Source organism: Butyrivibrio sp. INlla14, from assembly GCF_900102515.1.
GTDB lineage: Bacteria > Bacillota > Clostridia > Lachnospirales > Lachnospiraceae > Butyrivibrio.
The window spans coordinates 116,990-134,536 of sequence record NZ_FMVS01000004.1 but is presented as its reverse complement, the minus strand read 5'-3'; the positions used below and the strand labels follow the sequence as shown (position 1 = coordinate 134,536).

The window sequence follows — 17,547 nt, the reverse complement described above, 5'->3', positions numbered from 1 at the left end:
TTTTGCCGTACTTATATATGATAAAATTTTCCTGTGAAAGGAGATTTTGGTATGGCAGATAGCAGATCAGACTTAATCAATCAGCTTGCGGCCAGTATGGGCGCTGGCGATTACGCTAAAACCAGATTTGAGGAGTCCAGATACGATCCTGAGACTGGTACTTTATATTGTGACGGATATGTTATTTCAAAATCGGTCATCGACGAAGCAATCCAGCATTTTAAGCTGATGCAGAGTAAATGCGACATGAGTGATCCGGCATCAAGGCACATGGCGCTTATATATAAGACTGCTCTTGAAGGGATAAAGAAGTTGCGCGAGGCAGATAAAAAAGAATAAGCGAATATAAGTGGTAAAGTATACGGAATAATGATATGATTAATGTGTTACACATAGTCTAGGACCTAAAAATGGGGAGGTACGCATAATGCAGAACTACGAAAAGGTTCAGTACTCAGGACACAGTGATGTTATTTTAAGGATTACACCAGGACATTTTGTAACACCACATTCTCATGTTAATTACTATATGGACCTGTGCGATACCAAGGCTAGAATGAAGGAAGCGCGGGCAACAGGTGAAGCGCTGGCTGAGATGTATCTGGCGTCAGAGGTCATAGACACTATCTTGTGCCTTAATGGGATGGAAGTTGTTGGTGCTTATCTTGCTAACAAGCTTACCCAGGCAGGGATAATTTCTATGAATTCCCATAAGACCATGTATATTACCCAGCCGGAGACTAATGTTAATGGTCAGATGATGTTCAGAGAGAATAACAAGCACATGATAGATGGTAAAAAGGTGCTGATCCTTACAGATTCAATAACGACTGGAGGAACTCTTAAGACGGCTCTTGATTCCATCAGATTTTATAAGGGAGAACCAGCAGGTATCTCCGCTGTTTTCTCAATTGCAACACAGATAGAAAACGTACCTATAAGATCGCTGTTTTCATTGCGTGACTTCCCGGATTATGCAAGCTACAGCCATGATAACTGCCCTCTTTGTAAGGCAGGAACTCCTGTAGATGCGATCTGCAATGGATACGGCTATTCAACAGTTTAATAGTTTTTTCAGGAAGCTCCCCATTTTTGGAGGAGCTTCTTTTTATGTTGCGGAACTGCTGAAATAAGCGTAGATTATTTGCTGTATCTAAAGTATATTTACATGGTGAGCCATTATATTATAATTAAAGGCTACACTTATTTTTTATACGATAAAAATTAGGGGAGAAGTGTATGGGACAGATTGAAGAGTTGGAGAGGGAACTTAGTACCATCAGGTTCCAGGTCAGTCAGATTCAAAATCGCTTAGATCAAGCGTCAAATACCATTGAAGAATTAAAGAGACAACAAGGGGTGGCGCCACAGATGCAGCTGCAGCCGCAGCTATATCAGCCTCAGGCCAGAACAGTAGCACAGCCAATTTACCAGCAGGCACCACAGCAACAACCACAGCCTCAGGTTAGAACTACAGTGCAGCCACAACCCCAGTTATATCAGGCACCAGCCAGGAACTCATCTACAGAATCCTGGATTGGTAAGCATCTTATGGGAGTTTTGGCAAGTATCCTGATATTTATAGCTCTTGTTTTGTTTGCAAGTCTCATCATTCCTTACATGAATGATGGGGTTAAGATCACCATGATGTTTACAGTCAGTATAGGCCTCACAATTGGAGCATATTTCCAGCATGTTAAAAAGCCGGAGAATACTTTTTTTACAGCCCTTCTTGCCTGTGGTCTTGGATGCAACTACCTGTCGGTTCTAGTCACAAGGATACATTTTGAGGTTATAAATGATCTGTTTATGTATATTCTTTTGTTTATCTGGGCCGCAGTTGTTCTTATAATAGGCAGAAAAGAAAGCAGACTCTTCCAGACTATAGGCGATGCAGGATTTGTGATATCGGCCTTACTGGGCGCAGGAATCAAAGATACAGCACTGGTTATTCCTATGCTCTTCTATTTATGCATACTGGGCGGAGCCTTCCAGTATACCTTCTGGAAGAATAAGACCCAGCGTCTTATTCAAAGTTGCATTAATTTGGGAATCATCTTTTATTTTGCCGTTGTGATAGGAGACAAGATTAGTATTGGTGTTCCTCTGACTATTGCAGCGATCATTTTGATGCTTATAAGTGCAGGTTATTATGCATATTTATTATTTGGGAATCTGCTTACAGAAGATGCAGATAATACATTCATGGCCTTTGGAAGCGCTATAGCCCTTGCTTCCTCCTATATGCTATTTGGAGATTGTGTTAATACGGCTACATGGCTTGACATTATTGTTTTCTTCGCCATAGTATTTGTGGCAGAGGCAGCTCTTTTAATGGGCATTGCAAAGAGTGACAAGCCCTATGTAAGGTCTTTTAACATTGCCTGGACAACTGGCTGGATCATCGTAGGTTTGATTCGAATTTGCTTTAACTACGAGGAATTCTTTGATACAGGAATCATATTTGTGGCCCTTCTTGCGGTAGCTCTTTATGGAATCAGGAGAGATATAAAAGGCTTTAGAAACCAGGCAGCGATTCTTGCAGCTGCAATGATCATTTTAGAGCTTATTGGTAATAGCAGCTTCCTTTTCTATGGAGCGGCCTTTATATTTGCTGTAGTAGTGTTTATCTTTGAGGCATTCGTGGTCAATAAATATGCTCTCAGCAAGATTATCTTTTATGTTATGACTCAGGTCTGTATGGGATTATTCTTGTGTACTGCGCTGGAAGACAGCCTGGCGAAATTTGTAGAACTAAGAGAACTTTTGGTTATAGCTCCTATGGGAATATTTAACGCTGCCATGATCTTTCTTAAGCTTGACCATGACAGCGCGGGTAACAAGGATAAACAGATCAGCACTGTCCTTAACATTTTCAATGCTATAGGAATGCTGGTGGGACTTTACAATATAGAAAGTGTGGATTCCCCTGTATTACAGGGCCTGTACATTGTATTTACTGTGGCACTTGCCTGCATAAACCTTCCAAGACACTTTGCTTCTGGTGGCAGTGAAAAGCTCTACGCAGGCATCAAGTTTGGAATAATCCTTCTTGTCAGCCTTTTGGGCTATGATGCAGAGGGATTTGTAGTCAGCGTTGCCATTCTGCTCTTTGCTATCGTGTGCATTGCTGTAGGCTTTAACAAGACCTTTGGATCAAAAGAGCTAAGGCTCTACGGACTCATTTTGTCTATGATCTGCGTTGCCAAGTTTATTATGATCGACATAACCTATGAGAATACCATTGGACGCGCAATCAGCTTCCTGGTAAGTGGTATCCTCTGCTTTGGTATAAGCGCGATTTACAACCACTTTGAAAAACAAGGACGGTAGTCAAAAAATCATCTGACTTCTACAGTTGGGTCAGGTAAATTTGTTATTGGAGGATCGTCATAGTGATCTTCAAGGCTCACATCTACAGTAGAAGAGTCAATTGCCTTGTCTTTTTCTATTGTAGATGAGCCATCTGTTTTGGTGACAGAAGCGGAAGCTGTTGCGGAAGATTCCTCAATATTAGAAGATTCTGTAGAAGCCGCATCTGTAGCCTCATTAGCCGCATCAGCAGAAGAATCTACAGAAGAAACATTGGTAGATTCTGCGCTCTTTGATATAGCTTCTGTTGAATTATTCTCTGTAGAAACTGCTTCTGTAGAGCCATCTTTCTGGTTATTTGTGCATGCGCCAAGGACCAGGCAGGTAAGACCTACAGTAGTACCGATCAATAATTTCTTTTTTAGATTTTTCATCGTCTTTCTCCTCTCATTCCCAAAATAATTAAAAATATTCTATCACTATAGAAACATCGTAGCAACGCGGTTTGTGGCGCTTTCCTAATACTTCTTTGCCATTTTAAAAAAATATTTTTGACGATGTGTTGACATACTACGATAGCCGTGGTATATTTACTACGTCAGATATACTACGACAGACATAGTACATCTGCCATAGTACGATAGTCGTATGAAATACACATTTTAAGAGAGGATGTGATTTATGGGATGATAGAGATCAGTAGCGATGTAATTCGCGGATATAATGACACCATGATCCTGTTTATCCTCCTGGATGAACCTTCATATGGATACGAGATTTCCAAACGGATCAGGGCTCTTTCGGAGGACAAATACATTATAAAAGAGACAACTCTTTATTCCGCGTTTACCAGAATGGAGAAAAATGGATATGTCGAATCCTACGCACAGAGCGCAGAGAACGGCAAGAAGAGAACCTACTACAGGATAACCGAGTTGGGGAAACAGTACTACATGGAAAAATGTGCTGAGTGGAATCTTACAAAAGAAGTGGTTGAAAAGTTTATCAGAGGAGATAAGTGATTATGGATACAATTAAAAATTATCTGGAGACAATGTTTGCGAATCTTCCAAATACAGTCGAGGTTAAAAAAGCCAAGGACGAGCTCTACTCTATGATGGAAGACAAATATACAGAGCTTATAAATGAGGGCAAGACAGAGAACGAGGCGGTTGGAACTGTTATCTCAGAATTTGGGAATCTGGATGAATTGGCTGAGAGCCTTGGAATAGACAAGGTTGTAAGTGAGGCAGTTGACTCAGATACAAGAGTCCTGTGTCAGGAAGAGGTTATTGATTATATCAGGGATGTGACACGTCAGAGATTTACTGTCGGCCTTGGTGTTATGCTGTGCTGCTTTGCGATGGTTGGCCCCATCCTTTTCTCTACGATAGGAGATATGATCGGAAGAGAAGGCATCGTAGGAATAGGTGTGATACTAATGTTCCTTTTGGCTGCTGCTGGTGTGGGAATGTTTATCTTTTCATCAGTTATGATGAGTCAGTGGAAATTCCTTCAAAAAGAGCCTTGTGCCATAGATTTTTCTACTGCTGAGTATCTTGCAAGGGAAAAAGAGGACAATGCAATCCTCCGTGGCAGTATCCTTACTATAGGCATAATAATCTGCGTACTTAGCATAATTCCTGTTATAGCATTTAGCACGATCTTTGGAGAAACATTTCCTTTTCTCACAGAAGGCATCGGACCTTCAATGATCTTTATCTGTGCAGGTGTTGGAGTTCTGCTCATTATCTTTTCAGGAGCCAAGGACGCAGCATATGACAAGCTCTTATCGCTCAATGATATTAAGACCATGGCAGGAGATTTTGAGCCTGTTAAAAAGGCCAGAAAGAACTATGTCAATGAATATGCGAAGGACTTCATGTCTATGTACTGGAAAATAGTTCTTTGCATTTACCTGATCATCAGTTTTTCATCCTTTAACTGGGGCTCAAGCTGGCTTATATGGCCTATCGCTGGAATTATCCGCAAACCACTTGGAAGGATCCTTACAGGAAATCGTGAGGGAGGTGAAACTAAATGAAGAAGGCATTTATGTTTGTTCTTGTAGTGATTACTGTAGCCGTTGTATTTTGGGGCATTAAGACCCACCTCTACAACGAGGGAGAAGTAGTTAACGAAGATTTCGAAATTACTGGAGAAATAAAGAAACTTGACATAGATGCTGCCCTTTTGAACATCAAGATTGAAGAGGGCAAAGAGTATAAAGTTGAATTTAAAGGCGATGAGAACTTCAGGCCCGTATTTGATTATGACGAGAATACAGGAGCTCTTTTGATCAAGCAGAATCAGAAGGTCAAGAAAGCAAACCTAAAGACAGACAACAAGCTCACAATCGAGATCCCAAGGGATAATGAAATGGACAGCTTTATAGCTGAGCTTGCTATCGGAGATCTGAATGTGGATGATATTGTGGCAAAAGAAATCTCACTGACAGGTAACATGGGTAATATTGAGGTAAATAAATGCTCTTCTGAGAAGATTTCTATTGAAGCCAATATGGGCGATGTGGAAATCAGCAAATGTGATGCTACAGATCTTGATATCACAAATTCCATGGGCAATGTGGACATTACCCTGGAAGAAGATGTTAAAGACTATTCCGTTGAAGTATCCTCGTCTCTGGGCGATGTCAGAATAGGCAAGGAAAAGGTAGATAGCTCTTATAAGCAGACTGGAGATAAGGGGACTATAAAGGTTGAGTGCAACCTGGGAAATGTTGATATTAAATAACAGATGATCACAATATAAATAGCACAACGAAGCAGATCAGTCCTGCTATAGCGGCAGTAACTGATAAGATTTTTTTTCTGATAATGCTGGGGTCTACATACTTACCATTGTAGATCACAGCATTTATTGTTTTCTGATTTTTGCCAAAATTCTTGTCTATGCTCATGGATTAACCTCCAATTTCAATCTAGTTTACCCTATGAATATGTACATTTTCTGTTGATAAAATAAAAAAAATATAAAATCTCGAAAACGTTATAGATTTGCGATAAATCAAGGCTTTAACTATAATAAAGTTATATATAAGTCTATAGAGATTGCCATGGAGGATGAGCTATGGAGAATATTTATCTGAATGCAGAAACATATCTTCGCTATATAGTTGAATTTTCCACACTTCTTTTGGAACTTTTTGGAATATGCATCCTTGTGTTCACTGCCATTAAGAGTTTTGTCTTTTGGCTTAAAAAGGACGAATCCATTAGGCTTCAGTTGGCACAGGGAATTGCTCTTGCACTTGAATTCAAGCTTGGGGGAGAGGTGCTAAGGACAGTAGTAGTAAGAGAATGGGCAGAGCTCGGAATTCTGGGTGCTATCATAACCCTTAGAGCTGTGCTTACGTTTTTGATCCATTGGGAAATAAAGAACGAGAAAAAAGAACTTGCTCCAAAGACAATTTCAGACAAGGACGAAATATCAGGAGACACAAATGCAGAAGTCTGAGAGTTTTAGATTAAGCGCACTGTTATCTTTTTCTGGAGGATTGCAGGATGCGTATACATACAATGTGCGAGGCAGTGTATTTGCCAATGCACAGACAGGTAATGTGGTTCTTATGAGCCAGAATTTCATGATGGGACAGTGGGGTAAGGGCCTACACTATCTGTTACCGCTTATATCATTTGCTGCGGGAGTGTTTCTGGCAGAGAGAATTGAGAGTAGATTTAAAAGGAGCCCTAAGATCCACTGGAGACAGATTGTACTATTTGTTGAGATTGTTATGCTGATGATAGTGGGATTTCTTCCGGGTGCCTTTAATGTTTTCGCTAATATGCTTGTTTCTTTTGCCTGCGCAATGCAGGTTCAGACCTTTAGAAAGGTGCATGGATACGGATATGCCAGCACCATGTGTATTGGAAACCTTAGAAGCGGAACAGAGAGCCTGTCTAGGTTCATGCGAACAAAAGAGAAGTCTGCTCTTTATAAGTCACTTCACTTCTTTGGTATTATCATTATTTTTGCCATAGGAGCCGGAGTAGGAGGAGTCCTATCCGGACAACTAGGCATTGGAACCATTTGGATTTCATCAATGATATTGATTGCTGTGGCTCTGATGATGATAAGAGAATGATCAGATGAGCCCGGCAAATACTGTTGCAAAGATTACAGTGAGTATACCTGCAACAGCGATTGAAAGGGAACTCATTGCACCTTCTATTTCTCCGATTTCCATGGCCTTGGCAGTGCCAATAGCATGAGCTGCGGTTCCAAGGGCAAGGCCCTTAGATATAGGTTCATGGATTCGGAAGATCTTACAGATAAATTCACCAAATATATTTCCCAAAACTCCGGTTATAACAATAACTGCAACTGTGATAGTTACATAGCCACCAAGTTCCTCTGATACACCCATGCCTATGGCTGTTGTGATGGACTTGGGAAGAAGTGTCACATAGCTCTCGTGAGAAAGTCCCATGAGCTTTGCCAGCACAAATACAGTCACAAGACTGGTAATTACGCCTGAGAATATTCCAAGCATTACAGCCTTGGCATTATTTTTCAAAAGCTCCCATTCTTCGTATAAAGGTATAGCAAGGCAAACTGTAGCAGGCGTCAAGAGCCAGCTAAGGTACTTGGCACCTTCATTGTAGGTATCGTAGTCGACGCCACAGGCCAGTAAAAATAAGATGGTTGCTATTATAGATATAAGAAGTGGATTAAGAAATCCGCATCCAAATTTCTTCTTAAGATAGGCACCGATGCTGTAGGAGAGAAGACTTATTGTGACTCCCGCATAAGCGCTGTTTTGCATAAACTCGCCCATTATGCTTCCTCCTTTTTACTATTTATCTTTTTGTGGCCATGGCGGATTATAACCTGAGAAACAAGCCCTGTTGCAGCCATTACAGTAAAGATTGTGATCACTGTGATTATGGATACGGGGATAAGAACATCCTGAAGAACACCCCAGGAGGACATAAGACCTACACCAGCTGGAATAAACATAACAGGCATTATTTCAATAAGAAACTTGCCTGCATCTTTTACCTGATCGAGCTTTATAAGGCCTGTCAAAAGGAAAATAAACATAAATACCATCCCATAAATACTTGCAGGGATAGGGAGTGGAAGGATTGCCTTGCAGATCTCGCCCATAAGTGAAACAGCAAGAATGATCAAAAACTGTTTTAAAAATTTCATAGATAATACCTCGATATAACAAAAAAACATCTCACATTATACTATCTTTTTAAAAAGAAGCAAGTTGTGTGCTATCATTGATTATATCTAAATAAAACGAGGCATAAGACATGATAAATAGTGATGACAACAGCTTTTATTTGAAAACAGAAAATGGAACTTTAAGGTTAACTATCCTGGAAGGAGGGATCGTAAGAACATCCTTTTCTGCAGATGGTGTATTTGATGAAAGACAGGGCAAAGGGATGTGCAATGTCCAGGTAGAAAAAGATCATGAGATCATTCAGGGGCAGAATGAGATCATAATTGATACGAAATATATCCGGGTGAGAATAAACGATGAAACAGGCGCTGTTTCATATGTTGATAAAAAAGGGAAAACTCTTTTATCTGAGAGAAATTTCTGCCCGCGGCAGCTAGAAAAGATAAGTCTTTACAAAGTAGCTGACGGAAAAAGCGCCGTAGTTGAGGAAATAGAAACAGCTGATGGTATAAAGAAAAAGATAAAGGCTGCGGATAAGGAAGAATATGGTAAAGCCTACAAGACAAGAACTTATTTGGAGTTTGAACCAGATGAGATGCTTATTGGATTTGGCCAGGGCGAAAATGGCGAATGGAACTTAAGAGGCAGTACATACTACATACACCAGGCAAACAGGAAGATTGCAATTCCTATGGTGGTTTCAACCAATAACTACGGAATACTGCTCAGTACCAAGTCTCTGGCACTTTTTTCTGAAAAGAATGGAGAAGCTTATATCCAGACTGAAGCAGACTACTATTTGGACTATTATTTCATTCCGGGTGATACGCTCCCTGCTGTAATAAAGGGCTTTAGAAAGCTTACAGGGCGCGCAGCGATGCTTCCCAAATGGGCTTACGGCTATATACAGTCCAAGGAGAGGTATAAAAGCCAGGGAGAAATTCTGGATGTAGCAAGAGAGTTTAAAAAGAGAAATATTGGAATAGATTGCATCGTCCTTGACTGGCTCAGCTGGGAAGATGGGAAATGGGGGCAAAAGAGCTTTGACAGATCCAGATTCCCATCTCCAAAAGAGATGACAGATGAGCTTCATGATATGGGAATCCATTTTATGATGTCCATTTGGCCAAACATGAGCCCTAATACGGAGGATAATAAGGAGTTTAAGGAAAAGAATTATCTTTTACCGGGGACTGATATATATGACGCGTTCAATGAAGAGGCCAGAAAGCTCTATTTCTCCCAGGTTGAGAGAAACCTTCTTCCGTCAGGGGTGGACGCCTTTTGGTGCGATTCAAGTGAGCCTATAACGCCTGAGTGGGAGCATCATATAGAACCGGAGGACGGTGAAAAATACTGTGAATTCAGGACAGATGCAGGAAATATCATGCCGCTAGAAATGGCTAATTCCTATGGCCTGTATCATGCCATGACCATATGGGAAGGGCTTATTTGCGCAAGACCGGATAAAAGAGTTGTAAACCTGACAAGAAGTGGATGGGCAGGAAGCCAGAAATATGGAACCATATTATGGTCAGGCGATGTTTCTGCTAGCTGGGATTGCCTTAAAAGGCAGGTGAGAGCAGGCCTTCAGATGGCGGCAAGCGGAATGCCCTATTGGACGTTGGATGCAGGAGCTTTCTTTGTAAAAAGGGGATTTCAGTGGTACTGGAACGGCGAATATGAGGGAATTACTGACGAGTACAAAAAGCTCTATGTAAGATGGCTTGAGTTTGCAGCTTTTTTACCAATATTCAGATCTCACGGAACAGATGTGAGCAGGGAACCCTGGGCCTTTGGCGATAAGGGTGATCAGTATTATGAAGCAATTGTAGCTACTATTAAGGGAAGATACAGGCTTCTTCCATATATCTATTCTGTTGGAGCGGCGGCGTGTCTAGATGATGGCATGATAATCAGGCCCTTATTCTTTGATTATCCGGATGAAGAGGGCATTCGCGAAATTTCTGATCAGTATATGTTTGGCCCAGGTCTTATGATTTGCCCCGTGGTAAGCCCTAAAGATACTATTTCTGTATATTTGCCAGCAGGCAATAACTGGTATGACTACTATACAGGCAAGTTTTATGAGGGCGGAAGAAGGATAGAATATGAGTGTCCTATCGACAGGATTGCAGTATTTGCTGTGGCAGGAAGCATTATTCCGCTTTCCAGGGAAGATGGAACGATAGATAAAAAGGTATATCCTGGTAAAGATGCTTCTTTTAACCTTTATGAAGATGACGGTGAATCCTATGGATACGAAAGAGGCCAATATTCAATAACTAAGCTTATGTGGGACGATAAACGATGCAAATTAGATGTGGAGAAATAAATGGACTTTTCTGGCACAAGGGCATATTATCATTTGCCTGGTCTTTTTGAATTTTATGATTTTTACAAGGCCTTTTTGCCCTTATTTAGGGAGCATAGAGCCTATTTCTACGACTGGTGCGAAATAGGTTCTATTTATGGTGCGCCTGCGGATTGTATCTGGGGCGGAGGTCGTGTGGGCTTTGGTAACGAAGGGGCATTGGAAGTAGCAGATCTTATGAAAGAGTATGGGATATCTGCAAGGCTTACCTTCAGTAATTCCCTTATCAGAAAAGAGCATCTTTCAGATAAGAGGTGCAATAACCTGTGCCGCCTGTTCGAAAAGACAGGTGGAATCCAAAATGGCGTTATTATCCATTCTGACCTTCTTCTTGATTACATCCAAAAAGAATATCCTGGCTTTTACTTTGCTTCATCTACGACTAAGGTTTTGACTGACTTTGGGGACTTGGAAAAAGAGCTAAACAGGCCTGAATTTGACTATGTGGTCCCTGATTTCAGGCTGAACAAGGAGCTTGATAAGTTAAAAGAGCTATCGTCAGACCTAAAGAAAAAGGTAGAGTTTCTCTGCAATGAATGCTGCTATTATGGCTGCACAGACAGAAAAAAGTGCTATGAAAATGTAAGCAGAAAGAGCCTTGGCGAAGATTGCGAAGATCATATATGCCGCTCACCAAAGGCAAATGAAGGCTATAAATTTTCCCTGGCAATGGAAAATCCTGGATTCATCGGAGTTGATGATATCCAGGATACATATATTCCAGCCGGCTTTTCCAACTTCAAAATTGAGGGTAGAAGCCTGGGAAGCGCTATACTACTGGAATTTCTATTGCATTATATGACTAAGCCTAAGTATCAGCTAAAGGTCCGGGAAGAGATATACTTGGACAGCACGCTGGATCTCTTTTGACAGAGGTCATAGGAGGTCACTTAACTTTTTACCGTAAAAGAAGTTTCTCTCAAGTTCATAGAACTCTTTCCACATGGGAAGAGTCTTGCACTTGTCAGCTCTTGCACAATCGTAGTTTTCATCCTGAAGGCATGCTACGGGAGCAAAGGGGCCTTCCATAAGTTCTATTATCTCTCCTACAGAGTAATCTGAAGGCTCTTTACAGAGCTTGTAGCCGCCGTGCTTGCCGCTGGCACCTGTGATGAGCCCGCCTTTAACCATTTCTTTTGCTATAATCTCAAGATATTTTTTGGAAATGTCCTGGCGTTCAGCAATATCCTTAAGCGGGATATATTCATCGCTCTTTTGCTGCGCAAGATCTATCATTACCCTAAGGGCGTACCGTCCTTTTGTTGAAAACATTGTCTGTTTCTACTCCTTGTCTTTTATCTTTATGTAAATTGCTTATTAGTCATATTTGTTTGGGGCATAAAGTCAAAATGCTTAAAATGTAAACATGTACGCATTTTTGACTTTTGACACATATATCATAATATATCACATTTTAATAATTCCATAATCAGCTGAGGTTATCGCAAGTGATAAGTCATTATTATTATAAAACATATTGACATAGTAGGTAAATACATTTTAAAATCATTTCAATACAAAAACGCGACAGAGCAAGCCAGGAGGAGGAATTTAAGGTATGAGCAATTACAGATTTGAGACACTTCAGTTACATGTAGGACAGGAACAGCCAGATCCAGCAACAGATGCAAGAGCAGTTCCAATTTATCAGACAACTTCTTATGTTTTTAGGAATTCACAGCATGCGGCAGACAGATTCGGACTTGCAGATGCTGGAAATATCTATGGTAGACTTACAAACTCAACACAGGATGTTTTCGAGAAGCGAATTGCAGCCCTGGAAGGTGGCAGCGCAGCTCTTGCAGTAGCTTCCGGCGCAGCAGCTATCACCTATACAATTCAGGCGCTGGCTGCAAATGGTGGACATATTGTTGCACAGAAGACAATCTATGGTGGCAGCTACAACCTTCTAGCGCACACACTTCCGCAGTATGGCATCTCAACAACATTTGTGGATGCACATGATCTTGCTGAGGTAGAAGGTGCCATCAAGCCAAATACAAGGGCTATCTACCTGGAGACCCTTGGAAATCCAAACAGTGATATTCCGGATATTGATGCAATTGCTGAGATTGCTCACAAGCACGGACTTCCTCTTGTTATAGATAATACCTTTGGAACACCATATCTTATCAGACCAATTGAGCATGGCGCTGACATTGTAGTTCACTCAGCTACAAAGTTTATAGGTGGTCATGGAACAACACTTGGTGGAATTATTGTAGAGTCAGGTAAGTTCAACTACAAGGAGAGTGGCAATTACCCTCAGATTGCATCTCCAAACCCAAGCTATCATGGAGTATCTTTCTATGACGCAGTTGGACCAGCAGCTTTCGTGACCTATATCAGAGCAATCCTTCTAAGGGATACTGGAGCAACTATTTCTCCATTCAATGCATTTCTTCTTCTTCAGGGCGTTGAGACTTTGTCACTTCGTCTAGATAGACATGCGGAGAATACTAAGAAGGTAGTAGAGTTCCTTTCAAAGCATCCACAGGTTGGGAAGGTAAATCACCCATCTCTTCCAGATCACCCAGACCACGCTCTATATGAGAAGTATTTTCCTAACGGAGGAGCATCAATCTTTACCTTTGAGATCAAGGGCGGCAAGGAGGCAGCATGGAAGTTTATCGACAATCTTGAGATCTTTTCACTTCTTGCTAACGTAGCAGATGTTAAGAGTCTTGTTATCCACCCAGCAACAACAACTCACTCTCAGCTAAACGATGAAGAGCTTGCTGATCAGGGCATCACCCAGAGCACTATCAGACTCTCAATCGGCACAGAGCACATTGATGACATCATTGCCGACCTCGAAAAAGGATTCGCCGCAGCCAAGTAAAATAAACAACCCTCTTCCCCCTGCCCATTCTACGCTCGCAGGGGGAATTTTGCTTGTTCAAAAAGATTTTTTGTCGGTTCTTTCGCTTGGATTTATGGCCTTCCAAAAGATGCCCCAAAATCCTACGAATTAAACTCAGCTCGTCCCAGAATCTATTTGGCGGGTGGATTTGATACTTGCGAGCGTTATAAAGAAGTTCCATTTTCTAATGCTCCCAAAGCAGCCTTTCCCGCGCATGCGAAGCGTTGTTTGAAGCAGGACGGGTAGCATAAGCACAATAGGAAATGCCATAGCCCGCACAGCGGGCGCTAACAAAAATGCGAAATCAATCTTTCAAGTACACTTGAAGAAGTTGATTTCGCATTTTTTAATGACGCATGGCGTCAGATGGCATTTCCATATATACAGTTTCTTCCCGTCCTGCAAGTTTACGCTGCAGCATGCGTATTAAAGAAAGGCTGCGGGAGCATCTAAGAAAATGTGAACTTCTTTGTCGCGAGTAAGATCAAATCTCTTGCCAAATCCAGGATTCTGGGATCGAGCTTCGGACAGGTAATTCGTAAACAGGATTTTGGGACGCTTTTGGAAGGCGCATAAATCCGTCAGCTCCTTCTTACGCCAAAAAACTCTTTTTTGAACGGCGCAAGGTCCCTGCGTAGGGAATGTGGCGTTGAAGCGGGGCAGGGGGTGAAGTAGGAGGTTGGCGCTGGGCGGGGGCAGGGGGTGACGGAGGAGAGGGTGTTGTGGTGGGGGAGTTTTTGGGGGTGTTTGGGTGGGTGTACGAGATTGTGATAAGGGGTTGAGGTTTGAGGTTTATAGTGTATAATTGACATCTTGGGTATTTTAGTCTAAGAAGTGAGGAGTTCCATGAATAATCTATTGTACATCTATGAAGAAGTCCTTGATCTGATCAGGGATAAGAATCTTGACAAGTTCGAGAGGGAAGGCGCCAGGGATAATTTTACATGGCAGTTTGCTGAGAAAGGTTCATCACTGCATGTTCAGACCGTTAATCAGAGCCGTTTCGTACTATACGCTACCGAGAATGACTTCAACCTGATAAAGAGAAAGGCTGATGAAGCTAATCTGGGTATTGTGATCAAGGAGAGCAAAAAAGACGTTATCGAACTAATGGTATCTCAGTATGAGGAAGTAGGCAGTAAGGCAATCCTGTTTGTCAGAAACGGTAATAAGGGACTTTTGCAGAACCCTGAAGAGCCCAGACTTCCACATGTGATTTATCTTTTTACAAATGAGAACCTTGAGTTCCTGCTTGATTGCATGGTAGAAGCACAGCAGACCAAGAAAGTGGCATCAACTAACAGTAAATCAGCTAAGCCAATCAGACCAGTAAGACCTACACCAGAGTCTAAGATCGGCATTTATAGAGCTTTTGCAACTCCTAAGGTCAAGGCTCCAGAGCTTTCTGATGAGGAAATAGAAAATGCACTTCCCGTAGGATGTGAAGTAGAGCATGCAAGATATGGTCAGGGCGTTGTCCAGACTATAGCGGATGGCAAGGTAACTGTATTGTTCGAAGATTTAGTAGAGAAGACCTTTGCAGCATCTGTTTGTATCGACAAGAAGCTTTTGAAAATACTGTGATCTTGACAGATATGAGAAGCAGATAACACATAATTCATATATGATATATAACATTAAAGAGCGGTTGTCCTAGAGTGGACTTCCGCTTTTTCTTTTCGGACAAAAAATAACGAAATTCTAATATTTTTATAATAACGGAAAAACAACTTTAAATTGATTGAAAAGCGAATATGATTAATATATTCAGGAGGGCTATGGCTCGTAATGTATTATTCAGTGATCGCTGTAATGGCGTTAGTTGTTAATTTAATACTGAACTGGGAAACCCTCAGAGATTACACCTTTTACAGGGGCGATAAAGACGATCAGATACTTGTAAGGCATCGTTATGCAGAATTTTTGTCTGTGGTGAATGGCTTTTATCTGGTAGAGATTTTATGGGGTATTTTCTATGGGCACCATGATAACCCGGCATTTTTTACGCTTATATACTCGGTGACAGTGTTCTATTTCATCTTTATGCAGCTTACTATGCTGACCTGGGCGAGATACATGGTGGTTTATCTGAACAAGCTCGGTGGCGCTCGCAGTAAGGTACTTTTAAGTGTAGTGTGGGGCATGTTCATTCTGGGAATTGTGGGCCTTCAGTTCAACCGCTTTTTCCACTTTTTGTTTTATTATAACGAGGCTCATGAATATATCGCCTGACAAGGCAGGTATATTACATTCACCTTTCAATGGGTGTTCTATTTAGCTGTTTCAATCTATATGCTGGTTATAGCGCGTAGGTCAAGTGGCCGCCAGAAGATAAGATATACGGCGGTTGCTGTGACTAGCGTTATTTTCGGTGTCTCTATATTTTTCCAGATTCTTACGTCATTTTTCCCGGTGTATGTAATTGGACTTATGGTTGGAACCTGCATGATACATTCTTATGTGGAAGCAGGAGAGAGAAAAGAAAAAAAGATTCAGGATTATATTGCTTCTGTAATGGCAGAAGATTATGAAGCAATATACTATTTTGATATTGAGAGTGGTGAGTATCTTGAGTTTGCAAGAAGTAAAGAATATGAACCGCTGAATTTTGCTAAGTCCGGTAAAAATTTCTATTATGATCTTCTGAAAAACGCAGAAAAGAAGGTCTATCCAGAGGACAAAGACTATGCCACAAGCTTTTTTACCAAAGAGGCAATGAAAAGCAATATTGAGGGTAAAAGGTCATTCTCCTTTAAATTCAGGGTCGTGGTAAAAGAAATGCCAAGGTATTATTTGTTTACCTATATGTGGGCTGGAGATGGTCAGCATATTATTTTGTACGAGAAGGATATAGAATACGAGCTTCAGGCAGAGAAGGAACGCACTGAAAACCAGGTAAAAACAGTAACGTTTAGCCAGATTGCAGAAAGTCTGGCTTCCAATTACGATGCAATCTACTATGTGAACGTGGAAAACTCTAATTTTGTAGGTTACGAAGTAAATAACATCTACGGACAGCTGGAAGTAGGTGAAGCAGGGGCAGATTTCTATAACGACTGTTATGAAAATATCCCCAAGTTGATCTGCGAGCAGGATCAGGAGAGCCTTAAGGAATTTATAAATAAGGACTCTTTGCTTTCTACATTAAATACTCATAAGAGCACAAGTATAAATTATCGCATAGTTACAAATGGAAAGTCCCAATATACTAGGATGACGGCTAGAAAGAGCAGCGATGGTACCCACTTTATCATCGGTGTTGAAAATATTGACGAAGAGATCCAAAAAGAAAAGCAGCATCTCAAAGAACTTAAGACAGAAAAAGAGCTGGCAAGGCGCGATGAGCTAACGGGTGTTAAGAATAAGAATGCATACAAGGAGCTTGAGGGTTCCATTCAGGGCAATATGGACAACGGAATGGACTATCTTCCATATGGACTCATTGTTTGCGATGCAAATAATCTTAAAAAGATAAATGATACTATGGGCCATGCGGCAGGAGATGAATATATCAAAGCCTGTGCTAAGCTCTTGTGCAATATTTTTGTCCATAGTCCCGTCTTTAGAGTAGGTGGAGATGAATTCACCGTATTTTTGCGCGGCGATGATTACTACAATAAAGAGGAACTAATAGACAAATTGCGCAGTCAGGTGCTTGAAGATCAAAAGACTGGGTCAGGGCCTGTGCTGGCTTCTGGAGTAGGTATTTATCAGCCGGGAAAAGACCTGGTAGTAAACGATGTATTTGAGCGGGCTGACAAAGAAATGTACGAAAATAAGCAGATGTTAAAGGGGCTTAAGTAAGTCATTATTTCCAAGAGCCGTTTTCATAGTCTATAA

The 17,547-nt window shown here is 41.2% G+C and carries 19 protein-coding genes; 14 read left to right on the top strand and 5 right to left on the bottom strand.

The window, feature by feature from the left end:
• Window positions 1-51: 51 nt before the first annotated feature.
• The 3 genes from BLO53_RS03080 (at window position 52) to BLO53_RS03070 (ending at window position 3,333) form a co-directional block, all read left to right on the top strand.
• On the top strand, window positions 52-339 hold the full coding sequence (locus BLO53_RS03080) for a hypothetical protein (protein WP_026489694.1): 288 nt from the start codon (window positions 52-54) through the stop codon (window positions 337-339).
• Window positions 340-427: 88 nt separating this feature from the next.
• The gene (locus BLO53_RS03075) at window positions 428-1,066 is read left to right on the top strand and encodes a phosphoribosyltransferase family protein (RefSeq protein ID WP_092059056.1); all 639 of its coding nucleotides are present in this window, start codon (window positions 428-430) and stop codon (window positions 1,064-1,066) included.
• Between the two features lie 173 nt (window positions 1,067-1,239).
• Entirely contained in the window at window positions 1,240-3,333 is a 2,094-nt protein-coding gene (locus BLO53_RS03070; protein ID WP_092059055.1) for a DUF2339 domain-containing protein, read from the top strand.
• Window positions 3,334-3,341: 8 nt separating this feature from the next.
• Here the strand turns inward: BLO53_RS03070 and BLO53_RS03065 are convergent, their stop codons facing one another.
• Window positions 3,342-3,746 (bottom strand): hypothetical protein, encoded by a 405-nt coding sequence (locus tag BLO53_RS03065; protein WP_092059054.1) that lies wholly within the window; start codon window positions 3,744-3,746, stop codon window positions 3,342-3,344.
• Between the two features lie 252 nt (window positions 3,747-3,998).
• Between BLO53_RS03065 and BLO53_RS03060 the strand changes: the two genes are divergently transcribed.
• The 3 genes from BLO53_RS03060 to BLO53_RS03050 are packed head-to-tail and all read left to right on the top strand — an operon-like array spanning window position 3,999 to window position 6,066.
• Window positions 3,999-4,334 (top strand): PadR family transcriptional regulator, encoded by a 336-nt coding sequence (locus BLO53_RS03060; protein WP_092059053.1) that lies wholly within the window; start codon window positions 3,999-4,001, stop codon window positions 4,332-4,334.
• 2 nt (window positions 4,335-4,336) lie between these two features.
• Window positions 4,337-5,356, top strand: coding sequence for a permease prefix domain 1-containing protein (locus BLO53_RS03055; protein WP_092059052.1), 1,020 nt, complete (start codon window positions 4,337-4,339; stop codon window positions 5,354-5,356).
• Window positions 5,353-6,066 carry a DUF4097 family beta strand repeat-containing protein gene (locus BLO53_RS03050; protein WP_092059051.1) on the top strand — a complete coding sequence of 238 codons (714 nt, stop codon included), beginning with the start codon at window positions 5,353-5,355 and terminating at the stop codon, window positions 6,064-6,066. Before BLO53_RS03055 ends, BLO53_RS03050 begins: the two co-directional genes overlap by 4 nt.
• A 7-nt stretch (window positions 6,067-6,073) precedes the next feature.
• On the opposite strand, the gene BLO53_RS19090 is transcribed toward BLO53_RS03050, so the two are convergent.
• Complete coding sequence (locus tag BLO53_RS19090; protein WP_176757139.1) at window positions 6,074-6,232, bottom strand: hypothetical protein; 159 nt, start codon at window positions 6,230-6,232, stop codon at window positions 6,074-6,076.
• Between the two features lie 170 nt (window positions 6,233-6,402).
• On the opposite strand from BLO53_RS19090, the gene BLO53_RS03045 reads away from it, so the two are divergent.
• Both BLO53_RS03045 and BLO53_RS03040 read left to right on the top strand, forming a co-directional pair.
• The gene (locus BLO53_RS03045) at window positions 6,403-6,789 is read left to right on the top strand and encodes a DUF1622 domain-containing protein (RefSeq protein ID WP_035789829.1); all 387 of its coding nucleotides are present in this window, start codon (window positions 6,403-6,405) and stop codon (window positions 6,787-6,789) included.
• Window positions 6,776-7,417: a YoaK family protein gene (locus BLO53_RS03040; RefSeq protein ID WP_092059050.1), complete on the top strand. Its 642-nt coding sequence runs from the start codon at window positions 6,776-6,778 to the stop codon at window positions 7,415-7,417. Before BLO53_RS03045 ends, BLO53_RS03040 begins: the two co-directional genes overlap by 14 nt.
• On the opposite strand, the gene BLO53_RS03035 is transcribed toward BLO53_RS03040, so the two are convergent.
• Both BLO53_RS03035 and BLO53_RS03030 read right to left on the bottom strand, forming a co-directional pair.
• Window positions 7,418-8,110: an LrgB family protein gene (locus tag BLO53_RS03035; RefSeq protein ID WP_092059049.1), complete on the bottom strand. Its 693-nt coding sequence runs from the start codon at window positions 8,108-8,110 to the stop codon at window positions 7,418-7,420. It lies immediately after the preceding gene.
• Window positions 8,110-8,487: a CidA/LrgA family protein gene (locus BLO53_RS03030; RefSeq protein ID WP_092059048.1), complete on the bottom strand. Its 378-nt coding sequence runs from the start codon at window positions 8,485-8,487 to the stop codon at window positions 8,110-8,112. The genes BLO53_RS03035 and BLO53_RS03030 overlap by 1 nt, the downstream gene beginning before the upstream one ends.
• Before the next feature lie 110 nt (window positions 8,488-8,597).
• On the opposite strand from BLO53_RS03030, the gene BLO53_RS03025 reads away from it, so the two are divergent.
• Entirely contained in the window at window positions 8,598-10,805 is a 2,208-nt protein-coding gene (locus tag BLO53_RS03025) for a glycoside hydrolase family 31 protein (RefSeq protein WP_092059047.1), read from the top strand.
• A complete protein-coding gene (locus BLO53_RS03020) occupies window positions 10,806-11,714 on the top strand; it encodes a hypothetical protein (RefSeq protein WP_092059046.1) in 909 nt (302 codons plus the stop codon). It begins immediately after the preceding gene.
• Between the two features lie 6 nt (window positions 11,715-11,720).
• Here the strand turns inward: BLO53_RS03020 and BLO53_RS03015 are convergent, their stop codons facing one another.
• Window positions 11,721-12,116: an RrF2 family transcriptional regulator gene (locus BLO53_RS03015; protein ID WP_092059045.1), complete on the bottom strand. Its 396-nt coding sequence runs from the start codon at window positions 12,114-12,116 to the stop codon at window positions 11,721-11,723.
• 286 nt (window positions 12,117-12,402) lie between these two features.
• On the opposite strand from BLO53_RS03015, the gene BLO53_RS03010 reads away from it, so the two are divergent.
• From BLO53_RS03010 to BLO53_RS03000, 4 genes are all read left to right on the top strand, one after another.
• Window positions 12,403-13,686, top strand: coding sequence for an O-acetylhomoserine aminocarboxypropyltransferase/cysteine synthase family protein (locus tag BLO53_RS03010; RefSeq protein ID WP_092059044.1), 1,284 nt, complete (start codon window positions 12,403-12,405; stop codon window positions 13,684-13,686).
• Between the two features lie 867 nt (window positions 13,687-14,553).
• Window positions 14,554-15,291, top strand: coding sequence for a hypothetical protein (locus tag BLO53_RS03005; protein WP_092059043.1), 738 nt, complete (start codon window positions 14,554-14,556; stop codon window positions 15,289-15,291).
• Between the two features lie 204 nt (window positions 15,292-15,495).
• Window positions 15,496-15,939 carry a hypothetical protein gene (locus BLO53_RS19435; protein WP_207648459.1) on the top strand — a complete coding sequence of 148 codons (444 nt, stop codon included), beginning with the start codon at window positions 15,496-15,498 and terminating at the stop codon, window positions 15,937-15,939.
• A 120-nt stretch (window positions 15,940-16,059) separates the two neighbouring features.
• The gene (locus tag BLO53_RS03000; protein WP_207648458.1) at window positions 16,060-17,511 is read left to right on the top strand and encodes a GGDEF domain-containing protein; all 1,452 of its coding nucleotides are present in this window, start codon (window positions 16,060-16,062) and stop codon (window positions 17,509-17,511) included.
• Window positions 17,512-17,547 lie beyond the last annotated feature (36 nt).